General features: G+C 54.4%; 15 protein-coding genes and 2 pseudogenes. 11 read left to right on the forward strand and 6 right to left on the reverse strand.

The genetic code is table 11. The features are described 5' to 3' along the window. Positions 1–22 precede the first annotated feature (22 nt). Positions 23–727 carry an IS6-like element IS26 family transposase gene (locus C2U53_RS00750; RefSeq protein ID WP_001067855.1) on the forward strand — a complete coding sequence of 235 codons (705 nt, stop codon included), beginning with the start codon at positions 23–25 and terminating at the stop codon, positions 725–727. A 54-nt stretch (positions 728–781) separates the two neighbouring features. After that, a pseudogene (mltB, locus tag C2U53_RS00755) lies at positions 782–1,531 on the forward strand (lytic murein transglycosylase B); the annotation flags it as partial. A gap of 107 nt (positions 1,532–1,638) precedes the next feature. Here mltB and C2U53_RS00760 read toward each other — a convergent pair. Next, positions 1,639–2,490 (reverse strand): annotated as a pseudogene (locus C2U53_RS00760) (APC family permease); the annotation flags it as partial. Positions 2,491–2,537: 47 nt separating this feature from the next. Beyond that, on the reverse strand, positions 2,538–3,242 hold the full coding sequence (locus C2U53_RS00770; RefSeq protein WP_001067855.1) for an IS6-like element IS26 family transposase: 705 nt from the start codon (positions 3,240–3,242) through the stop codon (positions 2,538–2,540). On the opposite strand from C2U53_RS00770, the gene C2U53_RS00775 reads away from it, so the two are divergent. After that, a complete protein-coding gene (locus tag C2U53_RS00775; RefSeq protein WP_075583770.1) occupies positions 3,233–3,853 on the forward strand; it encodes a recombinase family protein in 621 nt (206 codons plus the stop codon). The two genes, C2U53_RS00770 and C2U53_RS00775, sit on opposite strands and share 10 nt — an antisense overlap. 1,956 nt (positions 3,854–5,809) lie before the next feature. Here the strand turns inward: C2U53_RS00775 and C2U53_RS00785 are convergent. Beyond that, positions 5,810–6,529: a replication initiation protein gene (locus C2U53_RS00785; RefSeq protein WP_001749982.1), complete on the reverse strand. Its 720-nt coding sequence runs from the start codon at positions 6,527–6,529 to the stop codon at positions 5,810–5,812. 559 nt (positions 6,530–7,088) lie between these two features. Here C2U53_RS00785 and ardK point away from each other — a divergent pair. Beyond that, positions 7,089–7,430, forward strand: a complete 342-nt coding sequence (ardK, locus tag C2U53_RS00790) for an antirestriction protein ArdAB regulator ArdK (protein ID WP_000057569.1) — start codon at positions 7,089–7,091, stop codon at positions 7,428–7,430. 14 nt (positions 7,431–7,444) lie between these two features. Here ardK and C2U53_RS00795 read toward each other — a convergent pair whose 3' ends face one another. The 3 genes from C2U53_RS00795 to mucA all read right to left on the reverse strand — a co-directional run bounded on the left by C2U53_RS00795 (position 7,445) and on the right by mucA (position 10,080). Then, positions 7,445–8,236 carry a SprT-like domain-containing protein gene (locus tag C2U53_RS00795; RefSeq protein ID WP_001452808.1) on the reverse strand — a complete coding sequence of 264 codons (792 nt, stop codon included), beginning with the start codon at positions 8,234–8,236 and terminating at the stop codon, positions 7,445–7,447. A 150-nt stretch (positions 8,237–8,386) separates the two neighbouring features. After that, a complete protein-coding gene (gene mucB, locus C2U53_RS00800; protein ID WP_001749980.1) occupies positions 8,387–9,652 on the reverse strand; it encodes a translesion error-prone DNA polymerase V subunit MucB in 1,266 nt (421 codons plus the stop codon). Then, on the reverse strand, positions 9,640–10,080 hold the full coding sequence (mucA, locus tag C2U53_RS00805; RefSeq protein ID WP_000861760.1) for a translesion error-prone DNA polymerase V autoproteolytic subunit MucA: 441 nt from the start codon (positions 10,078–10,080) through the stop codon (positions 9,640–9,642). Before mucA ends, mucB begins: the two co-directional genes overlap by 13 nt. A gap of 414 nt (positions 10,081–10,494) precedes the next feature. Between mucA and ardB the strand changes: the two genes are divergently transcribed. From ardB to C2U53_RS00845, 7 genes are all read left to right on the forward strand, one after another. Continuing rightward, positions 10,495–10,920 carry an antirestriction protein ArdB gene (ardB, locus tag C2U53_RS00815; protein ID WP_000447669.1) on the forward strand — a complete coding sequence of 142 codons (426 nt, stop codon included), beginning with the start codon at positions 10,495–10,497 and terminating at the stop codon, positions 10,918–10,920. Between the two features lie 57 nt (positions 10,921–10,977). Then, positions 10,978–11,382, forward strand: a complete 405-nt coding sequence (gene ardR, locus C2U53_RS00820) for an antirestriction protein ArdAB regulator ArdR (protein WP_000881513.1) — start codon at positions 10,978–10,980, stop codon at positions 11,380–11,382. Between the two features lie 9 nt (positions 11,383–11,391). Then, positions 11,392–11,631 carry a hypothetical protein gene (locus tag C2U53_RS00825; RefSeq protein WP_000932975.1) on the forward strand — a complete coding sequence of 80 codons (240 nt, stop codon included), beginning with the start codon at positions 11,392–11,394 and terminating at the stop codon, positions 11,629–11,631. An 885-nt stretch (positions 11,632–12,516) separates the two neighbouring features. After that, entirely contained in the window at positions 12,517–12,813 is a 297-nt protein-coding gene (ccgD, locus tag C2U53_RS00830; RefSeq protein ID WP_000545925.1) for a protein CcgD, read from the forward strand. A 14-nt stretch (positions 12,814–12,827) separates the two neighbouring features. Further along, positions 12,828–13,169 (forward strand): hypothetical protein, encoded by a 342-nt coding sequence (locus C2U53_RS00835; protein WP_015344948.1) that lies wholly within the window; start codon positions 12,828–12,830, stop codon positions 13,167–13,169. 68 nt (positions 13,170–13,237) lie between these two features. After that, complete coding sequence (gene ccgC / locus C2U53_RS00840; RefSeq protein WP_001750002.1) at positions 13,238–13,522, forward strand: protein CcgC; 285 nt, start codon at positions 13,238–13,240, stop codon at positions 13,520–13,522. Between the two features lie 208 nt (positions 13,523–13,730). Then, a complete protein-coding gene (locus C2U53_RS00845) occupies positions 13,731–14,063 on the forward strand; it encodes a hypothetical protein (RefSeq protein ID WP_012561126.1) in 333 nt (110 codons plus the stop codon). Positions 14,064–15,091 lie beyond the last annotated feature (1,028 nt).

A 15,091-nucleotide genomic window follows, 5' to 3' on the forward strand; every position in this document is an offset into this window, starting at 1 on the left:
CCTTTTGCTGATGGAGCTGCACATGAACCCATTCAAAGGCCGGCATTTTCAGCGTGACATCATTCTGTGGGCCGTACGCTGGTACTGCAAATACGGCATCAGTTACCGTGAGCTGCAGGAGATGCTGGCTGAACGCGGAGTGAATGTCGATCACTCCACGATTTACCGCTGGGTTCAGCGTTATGCGCCTGAAATGGAAAAACGGCTGCGCTGGTACTGGCGTAACCCTTCCGATCTTTGCCCGTGGCACATGGATGAAACCTACGTGAAGGTCAATGGCCGCTGGGCGTATCTGTACCGGGCCGTCGACAGCCGGGGCCGCACTGTCGATTTTTATCTCTCCTCCCGTCGTAACAGCAAAGCTGCATACCGGTTTCTGGGTAAAATCCTCAACAACGTGAAGAAGTGGCAGATCCCGCGATTCATCAACACGGATAAAGCGCCCGCCTATGGTCGCGCGCTTGCTCTGCTCAAACGCGAAGGCCGGTGCCCGTCTGACGTTGAACACCGACAGATTAAGTACCGGAACAACGTGATTGAATGCGATCATGGCAAACTGAAACGGATAATCGGCGCCACGCTGGGATTTAAATCCATGAAGACGGCTTACGCCACCATCAAAGGTATTGAGGTGATGCGTGCACTACGCAAAGGCCAGGCCTCAGCATTTTATTATGGTGATCCCCTGGGCGAAATGCGCCTGGTAAGCAGAGTTTTTGAAATGTAAGGCCTTTGAATAAGACAAAAGGCTGCCTCATCGCTAACTTTGCAACAGTGCCCGTGGAACCGCTATCGCAAACAGTTTATTACCCCTGATAATGTGCAAAACGGTGTGAACTTCTGGAATCAGCATCAAGAGGCGTTGCAACGCGCCTATGAGGTTTACGGCGTGCCACCAGAAATTATCGTCGGAATCATTGGGGTTGAGACTCGCTGGGGCCGGGTGATGGGTAAAACGCGTATCATTGATGCCTTGGCAACACTCTCCTTTGCCTATCCACGCCGTGCTGAGTACTTTTCTGGCGAGCTGGAAACCTTCCTGTTGATGGCACGTGCGGAGGGTAATGATCCGCTCAGCTTGCGGGGGTCTTATGCTGGAGCGATGGGGTACGGCCAATTTATGCCATCGTCATTCAAAAGCTATGCTGTTGATTTTAATGGTAACGGCCACATCAATTTATGGGACCCGGAGGATGCCATCGGCAGTGTCGCTAACTACTTCAAATCCCATGGCTGGACCAAAGGTGCGATGGTCGCGGTGCCCGCTAATGGGCAAGCGCCATACCTTGATAATGGCTTTAAGACGAAATACCCTACCTCGACGTTATCTGCCGCAGGGCTGAGCCCGTCCGGTTCGTTAGGGGGCTATCAGGAAGCCAGTTTACTGCGTTTGGATGTCGGCACCGGTTATCAGTATTGGTACGGGTTACCCAATTTCTACACGATTACCCGCTACAACCACAGCACCCATTACGCGATGGCGGTATGGCAGCTAGGTGAGGCAGTAGGCAGGGCACGTTCAATACAGTAAATGGTGAGTGAAAGGCGTTGCCGACGGTTAGCGCCGTTATGGCAAGCAGTAAAAGGGCCACATGTTACGATGCGGCCCTTTCTATTTCTATTCGTGGTTGGTGCTTATTACAACAGGTGTGAAATATCATCTGGATTAACGGATGGCGGCGATTTACGCCAGCCGCGAGTCAGCCACAACAAGTAGATAAAGCCTGCCAATAGCCACAATAAGCCGACTTCAAGCGCCCGTTGCTCAAGGTGAACCCACAGCCACACCGACATGACGAATCCCATCATGGGTAATAGCCCGTACTTAAACATAGCCGCAGTACCGCGGTGTTTCTCATTGATAATAAAGTGCTTTATCACACTCAAATTAACAAAGGTGAAAGCACCGAGGGCACCAAAGCTTATCATCGATACCACTAAGTTCAGGTCAAGGAACAGGGCCAGCAGCGAGATGGTGGCAACGAACAAAATGGCCCGCCACGGTGTGTGGAATTTGCGATGCAGATGGAAGAACACTTTGCGTGGTAGTACGCCTTCTCGCCCCATGGCATAGAAAATACGTGACACACTGGTCTGCGCGGTCATTGCTGAGGCATAAACGCCGGTCAAATAAGTGGCCATAAAGAAGTTATACATCCACTTCCCACCGACATGCTCGGAGATAATCAGGCTGGCGGTATCCTGATGCGGGATCAACGATTGCCAGTCGGGATAGGCCAAATGGGCAGCATAGGAAACGGCGATAAAAATAGCACCGGCGCTGATCACCGTAAAGAGTATGGCCCGTGGCAAGGTGCGTTTGGCGTCGTGCGCCTCTTCGGCCATGGTCGCGATGGCATCAAAACCAAGGAAGGCTAAACAGAGCACTGCCGCACCAGAGAGTAACCCCGATAGGTCACCAGCGTTCACCAGCAGTGGCTTCATTAACGCTTCCGGGCTTAAATCGGCCTGACTGAAAGAAAGCGGCACTGTTGCAAAGTTAGCGATGAGGCAGCCTTTTGTCTTATTCAAAGGCCTTACATTTCAAAAACTCTGCTTACCAGGCGCATTTCGCCCAGGGGATCACCATAATAAAATGCTGAGGCCTGGCCTTTGCGTAGTGCACGCATCACCTCAATACCTTTGATGGTGGCGTAAGCCGTCTTCATGGATTTAAATCCCAGCGTGGCGCCGATTATCCGTTTCAGTTTGCCATGATCGCATTCAATCACGTTGTTCCGGTACTTAATCTGTCGGTGTTCAACGTCAGACGGGCACCGGCCTTCGCGTTTGAGCAGAGCAAGCGCGCGACCATAGGCGGGCGCTTTATCCGTGTTGATGAATCGCGGGATCTGCCACTTCTTCACGTTGTTGAGGATTTTACCCAGAAACCGGTATGCAGCTTTGCTGTTACGACGGGAGGAGAGATAAAAATCGACAGTGCGGCCCCGGCTGTCGACGGCCCGGTACAGATACGCCCAGCGGCCATTGACCTTCACGTAGGTTTCATCCATGTGCCACGGGCAAAGATCGGAAGGGTTACGCCAGTACCAGCGCAGCCGTTTTTCCATTTCAGGCGCATAACGCTGAACCCAGCGGTAAATCGTGGAGTGATCGACATTCACTCCGCGTTCAGCCAGCATCTCCTGCAGCTCACGGTAACTGATGCCGTATTTGCAGTACCAGCGTACGGCCCACAGAATGATGTCACGCTGAAAATGCCGGCCTTTGAATGGGTTCATGTGCAGCTCCATCAGCAAAAGGGGATGATAAGTTTATCACCACCGACTATTTGCAACAGTGCCAATCTACGCATCTTCAGGATGTGGCGCACCAGGTTGACGAACTAACAAAAGCTGGATGTGAGCAAATCTATCAGGATCAGACCTCACGTAGCGGCCCAAAGCGCGACAAAAAAGGTGCGCCGGAACTGGAGAACTGCCTGAAAGCATTGCGCGAGGGAGATACCCTAGTAGTTTGGGCACTAGATCGGCTCGGCGGTTCATTGGGTCAAGTCATTACTTTACTCGACGACCTGAAGAAACGCGGAATAACTTTCATAGCCATCAAGGACAGAATAGACACAAATGCGCCAGTTATAGGGGAAATCTATACTCATCTGATGGCGATATTCTCTAGCTTTGAACGCAACCGCAATATTGAAAGAACGCGCTCAGGCCTTGCAGCTGCACGCGCAAGGGGCCGTGTGGGAGGGAGAAAACCGTCACTTTCTGAAGAAGATGTTAAACAAATTAGAATCTTACTTGCTGATCCTGAAATGACAGTTGGTGCAGTTGCTAAGCGCTTCAACGTTTCTCGCATGACTATTTATCGCTACACCACAAAATCATGAATGACCGCAGCATGGCGGTTTTATTTTCTTATGCCGTCAGGGCATGGAAGGCGACCACGCCGGAGTTAAACGGGCACCGGCCGCAAATCGCCGGAAACCGCAATGCTGAACGTATCGCCCGACCCAGCCCCCTCCCTGCAAAGCCCTAATCCCGCTCACCGCCACACAGCTGCCGTATGTCCCCCACGGGGGTGCGCAGTGGGCGCCGCGCGCCTGCGCGCGGGAACGGCGGCCCGCCTTCGGGTCGCGGCGCCGTACTGCGAGTTAGCGGCCGCACGCGGCCGGTTACGGGGGACACTACGCCATACGACCAGCGACCCGCTGAGCTGCACAATCCACGGATAACACAAGCTACATACATGTCGATATGGGAATCCGCCCATCTTGCCGGGCGCCGCTGTCGTGTGGAAATCCGCCCACCTTACCGGGCGCCGGTGCCGTGTGGGAATCCACCCACCTTGCCGGGCGCCGGTGCTGTGTGGAAATCCGCCCACCTTGCCGGGCGCCGGTGCCGTGTGGGAATCCGCCCACCTTGCCGGGTGCCGGTGCCGTGTGGAAATCCGCCCACCTTGCCGGGCGCCGGTGCCGTGTGGGAATCCGCCCACCTTGCCGGGCGCCGGTGCTGTGTGGGAATCCGCCCACCTTGCCGGGCGCCGGTGCTGTGTGGGAATCCGCCCACCTTGCCGGGCGCCGGTGCCGTGTGGGAATCCGCCCACCTTGCCGGGCGCCGGTGCCGTGTGGGAATCCCCCCACCTTGCCGGGCGCCGGTGCCGTGTGGAAATCCGCCCACCTTGCCGGGCGCCGGTGCTGTGTGGAAATCCGCCCACCCTTTCCGGGCGCCGGTGCCGTGTGGGAATCCGCCCACCTTGCCGGGCGCCGGTGCTGTGTGGAAATCCGCCCACCCTTTCCGGGCGCCGGAGCCGTGTGGGAATCCGCCCACCTTGCCGGGCGCCGGTGCCGTGTGGGAATCCGCCCACCTTGCCGGGCGCCGGTGCTGTGTGGAAATCCGCCCACCCTTTCCGGGCGCCGGAGCCGTGTGGGAATCCGCCCACCTTGCCGGGCGCCGGTGCCGTGTGGGAATCCGCCCACCTTGCCGGGCGCCGGAGCCGTGTGGGAATCCGCCCACCTTGCCGGGCGCCGGTGCCGTGTGGGAATCCGCCCACCTTGCCGGGCGCCGGTGCCGTGTGGAAATCCGCCCACCTTGCCGGGCGCCGGTGCTGTGTGGAAATCCGCCCACCCTTTCCGGGCGCCGGTGCCGTGTGGGAATCCGCCCACCTTGCCGGGCGCCGGTGCTGTGTGGAAATCCGCCCACCCTTTCCGGGCGCCGGAGCCGTGTGGGAATCCGCCCACCTTGCCGGGCGCCGGTGCCGTGTGGGAATCCGCCCACCTTGCCGGGCGCCGGTGCTGTGTGGGAATCCGCCCACCTTGCCGGGCGCCGGTGCCGTGTGGGAATCCGCCCACCTTGCCGGGCGCCGGTGCCGTGTGGAAATCCGCCCACCTTGCCGGGCGCCGGTGCCGTGTGGGAATCCGCCCACCTTGCCGGGCGCCGGTGCCGTGTGGGAATCCGCCCACCTTGCCGGGCGCCGGTGCTGTGTGGGAATCCGCCCACCTTGCCGGGCGCCGGTGCCGTGTGGGAATCCGCCCACCTTGCCGGGCGCCGGTGCTGTGTGGAAATCCGCCCACCCTTTCCGGGCGCCGGAGCCGTGTGGGAATCCGCCCACCTTGCCGGGCGCCGGTGCCGTGTGGGAATCCGCCCACCTTGCCGGGCGCCGGAGCCGTGTGGGAATCCGCCCACCTTGCCGGGCGCCGGTGCCGTGTGGGAATCCGCCCACCTTGCCGGGCGCCGGTGCCGTGTGGGAATCCGCCCACCTTGCCGGGCGCCGGTGCTGTGTGGAAATTCGCCCATCTTCATGACAAAAATTTGTCAAATGACAGGCTCATGTGTGCTGATTTATGTCAGACGGGATTTTGCTTATCAATTATTGAGAACAGAAATTTTCCTGAATCATCAATACTATACTTAGCAAGTAAAGGTGTTTTCTCATTTATCTGCTTGAGTGCAGGATCAAGGAAAGATCGTTTCAACTCTGCCAAGTTCTTCTGTTGGGATTCCGGCAAAAGGAAACGGTCATTTAACCAAGCATGAGTAGTAACCCATAAGCCTGAAGATTTGAATTGAGCAAGACTTTCATAAAGGCGGATCGTCCGTGGATTTCGAAGACTGCCACAATCGCGGAGCGAGTAGGTGGTGAACTGGTTCGTCAGGCCGTAAATGTACCGCAGGAGTTTATGGTTAAATTCGATTTCCCAGATACCACGAGCTGATCGGCTGCCAGCCTCTGTTAGCCAGGGGCGCGCGACGCAGTCAAAACTCCCTTCTTTCGGGTAAAAGATTACCGCAGAACGGCTTAACTCAAACACGCCTTCTTTAACATCCTTGATAGCCTGGTTACGGCTTACCTGAAAAATTTGCTCATAGTCAGCCACCTTTACTTTGAAAGTAGAGTCACCGAGTACAGCCATCTCATCATCATCTTCGCTTACTGAAGCTGTGAAATACGTCTGCATAAGACATAACCAGAGAACGCGCTTTGCTTTTAGCGAGAGGTAGTAAGCAGCTTCGGTAAGCTCGTTAGACTGCTTAACTTTTATCTTTTTGTTCAGCAACTTATCCATGAGCCTTGCCTTTGTGGGTTAAAAATTACTCTCCACACTACCACAAAGTTCAAACAAGTAAATACATTTTTTACAGTTTCGTCTAAGGTGGGCCAATTCCCATAACAAGGTGGGCTAATTCCCATAGTAAGGTGGGGTGTTTCCCATAGATAGGTGGGCCAATTCCCATAACAAGGTGGGCGGATTCCCAGAGATAACACTTATTTATGATTTTAAATCAATGAGTTATATAGCTCTAAAAGACTTTAAAAAGATAAAAAATCTATAAAATACCTTTTAAAAATATGCCTGTGGATATGTGCATATCATCGCTTACCAGCGCCGCTTCGCGGCTCGGTCAACCCCTCAGAACCGCGAAAACAAGTTTCGCAGTTCTTCACGGTTCATGTTTTAATCCAAGCATGGCGCCAGCACCTTCGCGGCACCATCGAGGCCCGCGCTGCTGCCGCACCGGGCCTCACCCTCAAATAAAATAAAGTTTATAAAAATCGTACTTGTATTGACCCCAGTTTATTCTGAGTATATCCTTTCTGTAACCAAAACTACGGAGGCGCCACAGATGGCTCAGAAAAACAGAATTTCAGAAACAGAATGGAAACAGCTGCTGCCGCAAATGGCTTCCTTTGCACACATCACAACAGATATTGGCTATTCCGTGCTTGTCAAAGGTGAGAAATCATCAGACGTAGCCACGCGAGTAGGCCGTTCCAAGCAAAACATTTCCAGCACCGTTAAGCGAATCTGGGATTTGTACCAGAACACCACTCTTAAAGCCGAGAACGGCGAACCATTAAAATTAGTTCAGGTCTGGATACCAGCAAGCCTTGCTGAAACTGTTTTAAAAGAAGCCGCGAAGTACAGCATTAATAACATCACGACCTCGGAAATGGAAAAAAAATAAAGTCCGAAAGGACTTTATTTTAAGACTACTAACGCGGCTTTATTACAGTGCTCGCCACCACAGTAAACCACTATCCCCGGTTTACCCCAGAGATTGATATGACACACCGGGCAGCTGTACTTTTCCCGGTTTGTTTTGTTCACCGGCGCTTCAGGCGGCGGGGTTACAAATCGCATGGCCTCTATGATCTCGTCGTCGAGTTCAACCGGGTCGCGCCCTTCCTCCACCTCCTGTTCGTGTTCGCTATCATCTTCCTCGTCGTCAATATAGCCTTTTCCTGTAGGGCTTAGCACAGCGCCAGGCTTAGGCTGGTAAGGCGGAAACCTGTCCATCCAGGAAAGCCGGAAATGGCCTGTCAGCAGTTCATCACAGGCCATATCGAAAGGGCCACCGGCAATAATATAATGGGTCATGCTCTGGCCCACTTTCCTGCCTCCCGGTTCGCCGGTATCAGAAGGCATTAGTCCTACCCGTTCCATCCGGGCCGCCCACTGTTTGTTGTGATAGCCACGGCGGCCAGGCTCGCCAAAATGGAATTGCCACTGATGAACCATCTCATGCACCAGTGTTGAAAGCGTGGCCTTTATGGTTCTGATCGAGAAATACACCGGATTCATAGCGATCTCGTCTACCGTGTACCCACTCTCACGGCCGACGAAACGCTTAAAGGAACAATAGCCATACGTTCGCTTCTCACGCTGCAACGTTATCAGGCATGGCGGCAGCTCGTTGCTGAATAGCTTCTCATTAAAAAAATCGTAGGCTCTCTGAAGTTCATCGTAGGTTTCGGGCGTAGGCAAATTCACTGTTAACCTCACATATATGTATTGTGCAATACACATAATTTAGCTGATCTTTTATACAGATGAAACGCCTTTTACCGAAAACCGCGAAACCGCGCCGAAACTCGTTTCGGCCGGTTGAGGGGTTGACCGGCCCGCGTGCGGCGCCGGTAATTATTTGATGGTTGCTGTTGGTATCGAGCGCCAGTCTGTCGTGTAATCAGGTGACAACATCTGACGGCGCATGGCAAAGGAGTTATCGATGCCCTGGCCTGCAAAAAACAGCTGGCTCTTGCCACGCCGGTTTATGCCATCGAGAACAGCCATTAACGCCTCGCTGCCAGCTGAAGGCGTAGCAGAGTCGAATAAATCCAGCTGGGCCTCCTTTCCGCTGAAATCGGCCAGCATGATCCCTGCTTTTGCATACGCAATATCTTCCCGCCAGATCCGCGCCAGCGCGGCTTGTGCCGCCTGAATTATCGTGCGGCTGTCCTGGGTTGCCACCGTCAGTTTTTCGGTTGCCTGATTGGCATACTGTGTATCACGCACTGAATAAGGACTGGTGCGGATAAAGACGCTTATGACGCGGCAGTATTGCCGCTCATTACGCAGTTTTTCAGCTGCGCGCGCTGCAAATCCGGTGATCGCCTGCTGCATATCCGCCAGGGCTACTACGCGTTGGCCGAATGAGCGCGATACAACAATCTGCTGCTTCGCCGGAGGGTTTTCTTCCAGGCTGAAGCAAGCCTCGCCGCGTAGCTCCCGTACCGTTCTTTCAAGCACAACACCAAACGTCTTACGGATTAGGCGCGTATCTGCCCTGGCTAAATCCAGCACCGTTTTGATCCCCATTGTGGCGAGTGCTTTCTCTGTACGATGGCCGACGCCCCAGACTTCCGCAACCGGCAGGATGCTCATTAATTTCTTCAGTCTGGCGCCATCGTCCAGAGCAACCACCCCGCCAGTAGCGGGCCATGTTTTTGCAGCGTGGTTACACAGCTTCGCCAGCGTCTTAGTACGGGCAATACCGACCCCGCATACCAGCGTTGTGTGTCGCCTGACTTCCTCGCGCAGTTGGCGCCCGAAAGCGTCAAGGCTCATGGCGGCCGTTATCCCTTTGCAGTCAACAAAAAGCTCGTCGATTGAATACTGTTCGACGTGGCTTGCAAGGGACTCAACTACGGCCGCGAACCGGGCCGACATGGAGGCATAGAGAGTGTAATTAGAGCTAAAAATAGCGATGTTATGACGCTCGATTATGGGTCTGACTTTGAAGTACGGATCGCCCATTTTCAGGCCCGCTTTCTTCGCCAGGTAATTACGGGCCACAATGTTGCCGTCATTGTTGGATAAAACGGCCACTGCTCGGTTTGCCAGATCTGGCCTAAATGCCTGCTCACAGCTGGCGTACATGCCATTGACATCAATCAGCGCAAACATACCGGATGCTCGATAAGGGAATGCGTAACCACTCCCCAGATTTCAACGCTCTCATTATCCGGGTCAATGTAGTACACAGGAAAATCTTTGTTCATCGGCATCAGGCAGGGTCTGGGCCTCAGCAGTAGCCGCTTCACGGTAAATTCATTATGGATGCAGGCGACTACGATTGAGCCGTGGCTGGCCGTCAGCGAGCGATCCACAACCAGTACGTCACCATCATGGATGCGGCCATCTTCCATTGACGAGCCAGAAACCCGCAGGAAGTAAGTTGCTGAAGGGTGACGAACACAATACTCATGCAGGTTTAACTCCTGCTTTTCATAGCCCTGGGCCGGGCTGGGGAACCCCGCAGAAATTCTTTGCAGATAAAAAGGGATGCTGTGTACCCGGCTGGCGCCGGAGCTTTCAAAAATATCGACCTTCATAGCGATCTTCCAAATCACTGTTTACTTATACAGTATCGCTGTTATGGTCAGGTTGGCAAGTTTTACAGGTACTCTACTATATGTAGTGCTGCTTCAGCTGCCAACGAACGCTATATATAGTGTTTGTTGGCTTTCTGCTTTCTCAGTGTCCCCTGTAACCGGCCGCGTGGCGGCGGGCTAGCAGGGAGGGGGGTGGCCTGTCGCTCCGGTCAGTCCCGCAGTTTCCGGCGATTTGCCCCCGGTGTCCGGTGGAGTCCGGCGAGGTCGCCTTCCATGCTCTGACGGGCATAAAATTAGGTAAATATAATCCGTACTTGTATTGACTTTAACGCCCCATTGTACGATAATTAAAAAGTGGCAGGTGATGTGCCTGCCGCTTAACCATCGCCGGTATCGGCTTAAAGAGGAAGTATCATGGAAACTATCGAAATCACCGCCCGCTACATTTCTGAAAACGCCCGCATGAACTTCATGCCTGCGGCATTTCGTGGCGCTTTCTTCAGCGCAGATCACTTCATTCAGTCCTTTCTGAATCGTTACGCTAAAGACTACCAGGGAGGGTATTGGGAATACCTTCAGGCCAGCAATGGCGCGTTTTTTATGGAAGCGCCCCAACCTCTTTGGCTCTCGTTACCTAACTATTTTGAAGGTGAATGCAGCGCGCGCGAAGTAGGGATTATTGTTTGTCTGTATGCCTACAGTTACTTTTGCGGGCTGGCATATGAAGAAGGCAAAGCCGAACTGAACGAAACGATGGCTAACCGGTATCACCTGTTGCGGGAGTACGTTAATACGCTGGAGAACGAAAGCCAGAATCGTATTTATCGTGCCATTGATTAACTGATAACCAGGCGGGCAAAGCCCGCCTTATCGTGACTGTCACGCTCAGGGGAAACTATGTTAGCGACACTTCAACACCCTACCGCCTGGCAATTGCCAGATCGGTTAATGCTTTTGGAACTGTTAATGTTCGATTACCGTAATTCCGATCAGGAGCGCTACGGCCAGCAAATCTATCACCACTATCGTAAACAGGGTAATCATCGCTGGGATACTTCTGTTCATCAGGATAGCGGCGGCCAATACGCGATTATTTTCCGGCACTCCTTCAGCAAAAAACAGGCTGATGGCGTTAAGCGAACGATGATCCGCGATGAAACCGTTATACGGGCAGGTACGGCGCAGGAGCTGACAGAAGCGACATTTCCCGACTTCCAGGATAGCGATATTCTGAAGGCGTCGGATTTCTTTAAGTCGCTTATCCAGCGCAAAGCGGCAGACGTAACACAAACCGATATTTGAGGATCAGCGATGCTGAACAAAACCGAAAACAACACCAACATTAGTAGTATCAACCCCTGTTCTACAGAGAGCCTAATAGCCGTGACGGGAAATGATGGAGAGACGCATATCATTCAGCGTGAGTTAATATCCCACTCTGTTGAAGGGCATGAAGCCACAATCATTCACCTTGTAACCGGGAAGTCGATAAGGGTTTCTTTGTCATCTGAAATTCTGGCAAAAAAACTAGGCATTACCGTGTCTGAATAACGGGTTTTGTTGCTTTGTTATAAGGTTTTATCCGTGTGTGGCAGAGTTCTAAAAAGGGAAACGTGAGAGATTATGAATACGATTAGCATAACGGAAATCGTGTTGAGTGTGCTTCTTGCGGGCGCTTTGGGGCCGGTTTTATTACGTCGAAAAAAAGGTCTGCTGTTACTGTTGTTGATTCTGGTCTGCACGATACTTTTGCTTCATGGTGTCACTACGATTTACTGATGTGGTCGAAAATCTTTAAAAGCGAACCCCCGGACGTCACCCCTCCGGGGCCGTTCTGCTGTGCTGCGCATCGAGCCGCTACGCGTCTCGCCCCGCTCACGCGGGCAGCTGCCACTGACGCCTCCGGCCTGCGGCCTCCGCGCTCCGCTTGGCAACCCCTTCCCCTGCTGCCGCTCATTTCCCCTTCAGCCTCCTATCATGATTCGTCTCCTGCATTATCCGTGGATTGTGCAGCTCAGTGGGGCGCTGGCCGTGACGGTGCGGTGTCCCCCGTAACCGGCCGCGCGGCGGCCGCTAACTCGCAGTACGGCGCCGCGACCCGCAGGCGGGCCGCCGTACCCGCGCGCAGGCGCGCGGCGCCCACTGCGCACCCCCGTGGGGGACGTGCGGCAGCTGCGTGGCGGCGGGCTGGGTTATGGCTTAGCAGGAAGGGGGGTTGGCCTGTTGCTCCGGTCAGTCCCGCAGTTTCCGGCGATTTGCGGCCGGTGTCCGGTGGAGTCCGGCGCGGTCGCCTTCCATGCCCTGACGGGCATAAAAACATGTAAATAAATTCCGTACTTGTATTGACTTTAAAGGCGTAATCACCGATAATTAAATCATCGGGAGGCAACACCGCCACCCGAAAAATTGCCGGTATCGGCGCTTACAGGAGTCGTCATGCACTTTACTAACTTCCTTCAGCGTTACTTCGATATAGAGATTGAACATACCTTTGACCCTACCATTCAGGGCAGCAACGAAACGGGTAAAGACGTCACTAAAATCTGGATCTATGAGAAGGGCGAGGATAGCGAACCGCTGCTTACTCTGACAGAAGCATGGTGGTATACCGAGACAAAAACGGCTGGTAACTGGCTTATCGGCAACGTGTATTCAACGCTTGAGCATGGGCGTGAAATTCATGAAAGCGAATTTCGTAAACTGGTAACAGCTGGCAAGGTGATATCAGCATGAGTAAGGGGAATAAAATGCTTATTAATCGGATAGCGGTTATCGGGCTTGCAGTTGTCGCAGCCGCTACGCAGGCAGGTGTGCCGCCGGTTAAGTTTTTTTACCGGGATACAGTCCCGGTAAGCATTACGCTGGACGAACCCGCAACGGGTTGCAGCATGGCCGGTGTGATTGTTCATCCAGTGGATCGGCCAGCGGCAAAAGTGGCGTGGTTTAGCGAGCGGATTTGCGGTAAAAAACGTTACCCGGTTAGCTTTATCAGTGATGAAATTAGCGCCCCGCATAACGTGATCCATAAAGGGGAAAAGTTTCACGTTACCCCGGCTCAGGTCAATCTCCTGGACGCGCAAAACCTCTAATTAAATCATCGGGTGGCAATACCGCCGCCCGAACAATCGCCGGTATCGGCAACCATCAAGGAGTTCACATGTATCACTATCTCGTTTTTGTCCCTCTCGCATTAATTTTTAGCGCCGCTGCGCTTGCCCTGCCCTGGTTTATCGTTCGTGCGGGATACAGGGATCTGGTGCAGATCACCTGCGCCTGCGTCTCTGTTCTGGGCCTGTGTGCGGCGACAGGGGTTTTCAGCTACTTCGATAATAAGCCGCTTGCGTTTCTGTACGGTTGCGGCGCGCTGGCGTGCTTTTTGTACGCGGTAGACTGCGCGATACCGTTGTATATGACGCGTAAAAAGCCACGTAAGCAGCTGTAAGAAAAAAGGCGGGTAATCCCCGCCTTTTTTATTGAGGCTGTCAGAAAGCGATTCAGGCACTCTATGAACGCTTTGCAAGATATAAAATTTTGTATGCACATTCAGTACTTATATTGACTTTGAGGACGTAATCACCGATAATTAAATCATCGGGAGGCAACACCGTCGCCCGCAAAATTGCCGGTATCGGCGCGCAAAGGAGTACATCATGGATTACCAGACCCGCTTAAATTCTGATATAACCAAAGAGATTGATTATCTGGCATCACTGCGTAAACAACGCATGGTGGCGGATCTGCGCACAGAGCTGGTTTACGGCTCCCTGGAGCGTCTGGCAGATATGATCTGCAACACCGTCACTGACTGGTCGCTTCCCTGCCCTGTTCTGCCGCTTTCTTCCGTACAGCAATGGCACAAAGCCCGCGAAATCGTCCTGGCAGATTATGAGGACTTCGGCCACGATGCCTGGGACTTTGCCCGCCACTATATGAAAACAGAGCTTAGCTTCGGTTATGCCTGCTACAAAGACGATATTGCCTGATGATTAACAACATGGGGGGCTAACGCCCCCCTGATAAACTGACCCTTTTAATGGCCTTACCGCCGATTTCAGATGGAACGAGAGATAAACAGCGGCAGACTCCGGGCGTTACCCCTTCGGGGCCGCTCTGCTGTGCTGCGCATCGAGCCGGTTCCCGTCTCGCCCCGCTTACGCGGGCAGCGGCCGCTAACGCCTCCGGCCTTCGGCCTCCGCGCTCCGCTTGGCCTCCGGGCTTCGCCCTCCGCGCTGGCGCTTGGCGGCTGGCGTCAGCCGCCAGCCAGGTTCGCCGGTATCTCAGCTGCCCGGTCATAAAGCCGTTCCGTTGGCGTGGGTCGTTCCGCCTATGACCGCAGTGAAACCGGGCGCGGCAGGTTGTCAACAGACGCTTCGCTCAAGCTGTTGACAACCTGCCTTATTCGCCCGGTTACAGTGCGGCCGTCGGAAACGACACCCCGCCAACTTCTCTACAGGTGCTATATGACCTCTACCATCCTCGAAAACCTACCGCAAATCATCACCTCGCTGGCCGCTCTGATTACGGCCGTAACCGGCCTAATCAAAGTGCTACGCGACAAAGACAAGTAACAGCCATCGGGGCGGCTGTGCCGCCCCTTTGCAGCTGCTTGCCGGTGATCTCTCCAGTTTATGTTCTGACATTGTGCTAAATCCTGATGCCACACAGGGCGTTACCCCTTCGGGGCCGCTCTGCTGTGCTGCGCATCGAGCCGGTTCCCGTCTCGCCCCGCTTACGCGGGCAGCGGCCGCTAACGCCTCCGGCCTTCGGCCTCCGCGCTCCGCTTGGCAGGCCACACCCTGCGCCGGACTCGCCCGGCCGCAAGCGGCCGCCCCGCCCCTTCGGGGTGCCAACGCCCTTCAGGCGTCGGCATCCTTTGCCAGTGCGCTATTGTGTTATCCGTGGATTGTGCAGCTCAGCGGGGCGCTGGCCGTGACGGTGCGGTGTCCCCCGTAACCGGCCGCGCGGCGGCCGCTAACTCGCAGTACGGCGCCGCGACCCGCAGGCGGGCCGC

Source organism: Citrobacter sp. CFNIH10, from assembly GCF_002934585.1.
GTDB classification, from domain to species: Bacteria; Pseudomonadota; Gammaproteobacteria; order Enterobacterales; family Enterobacteriaceae; genus Citrobacter_A; species Citrobacter_A amalonaticus.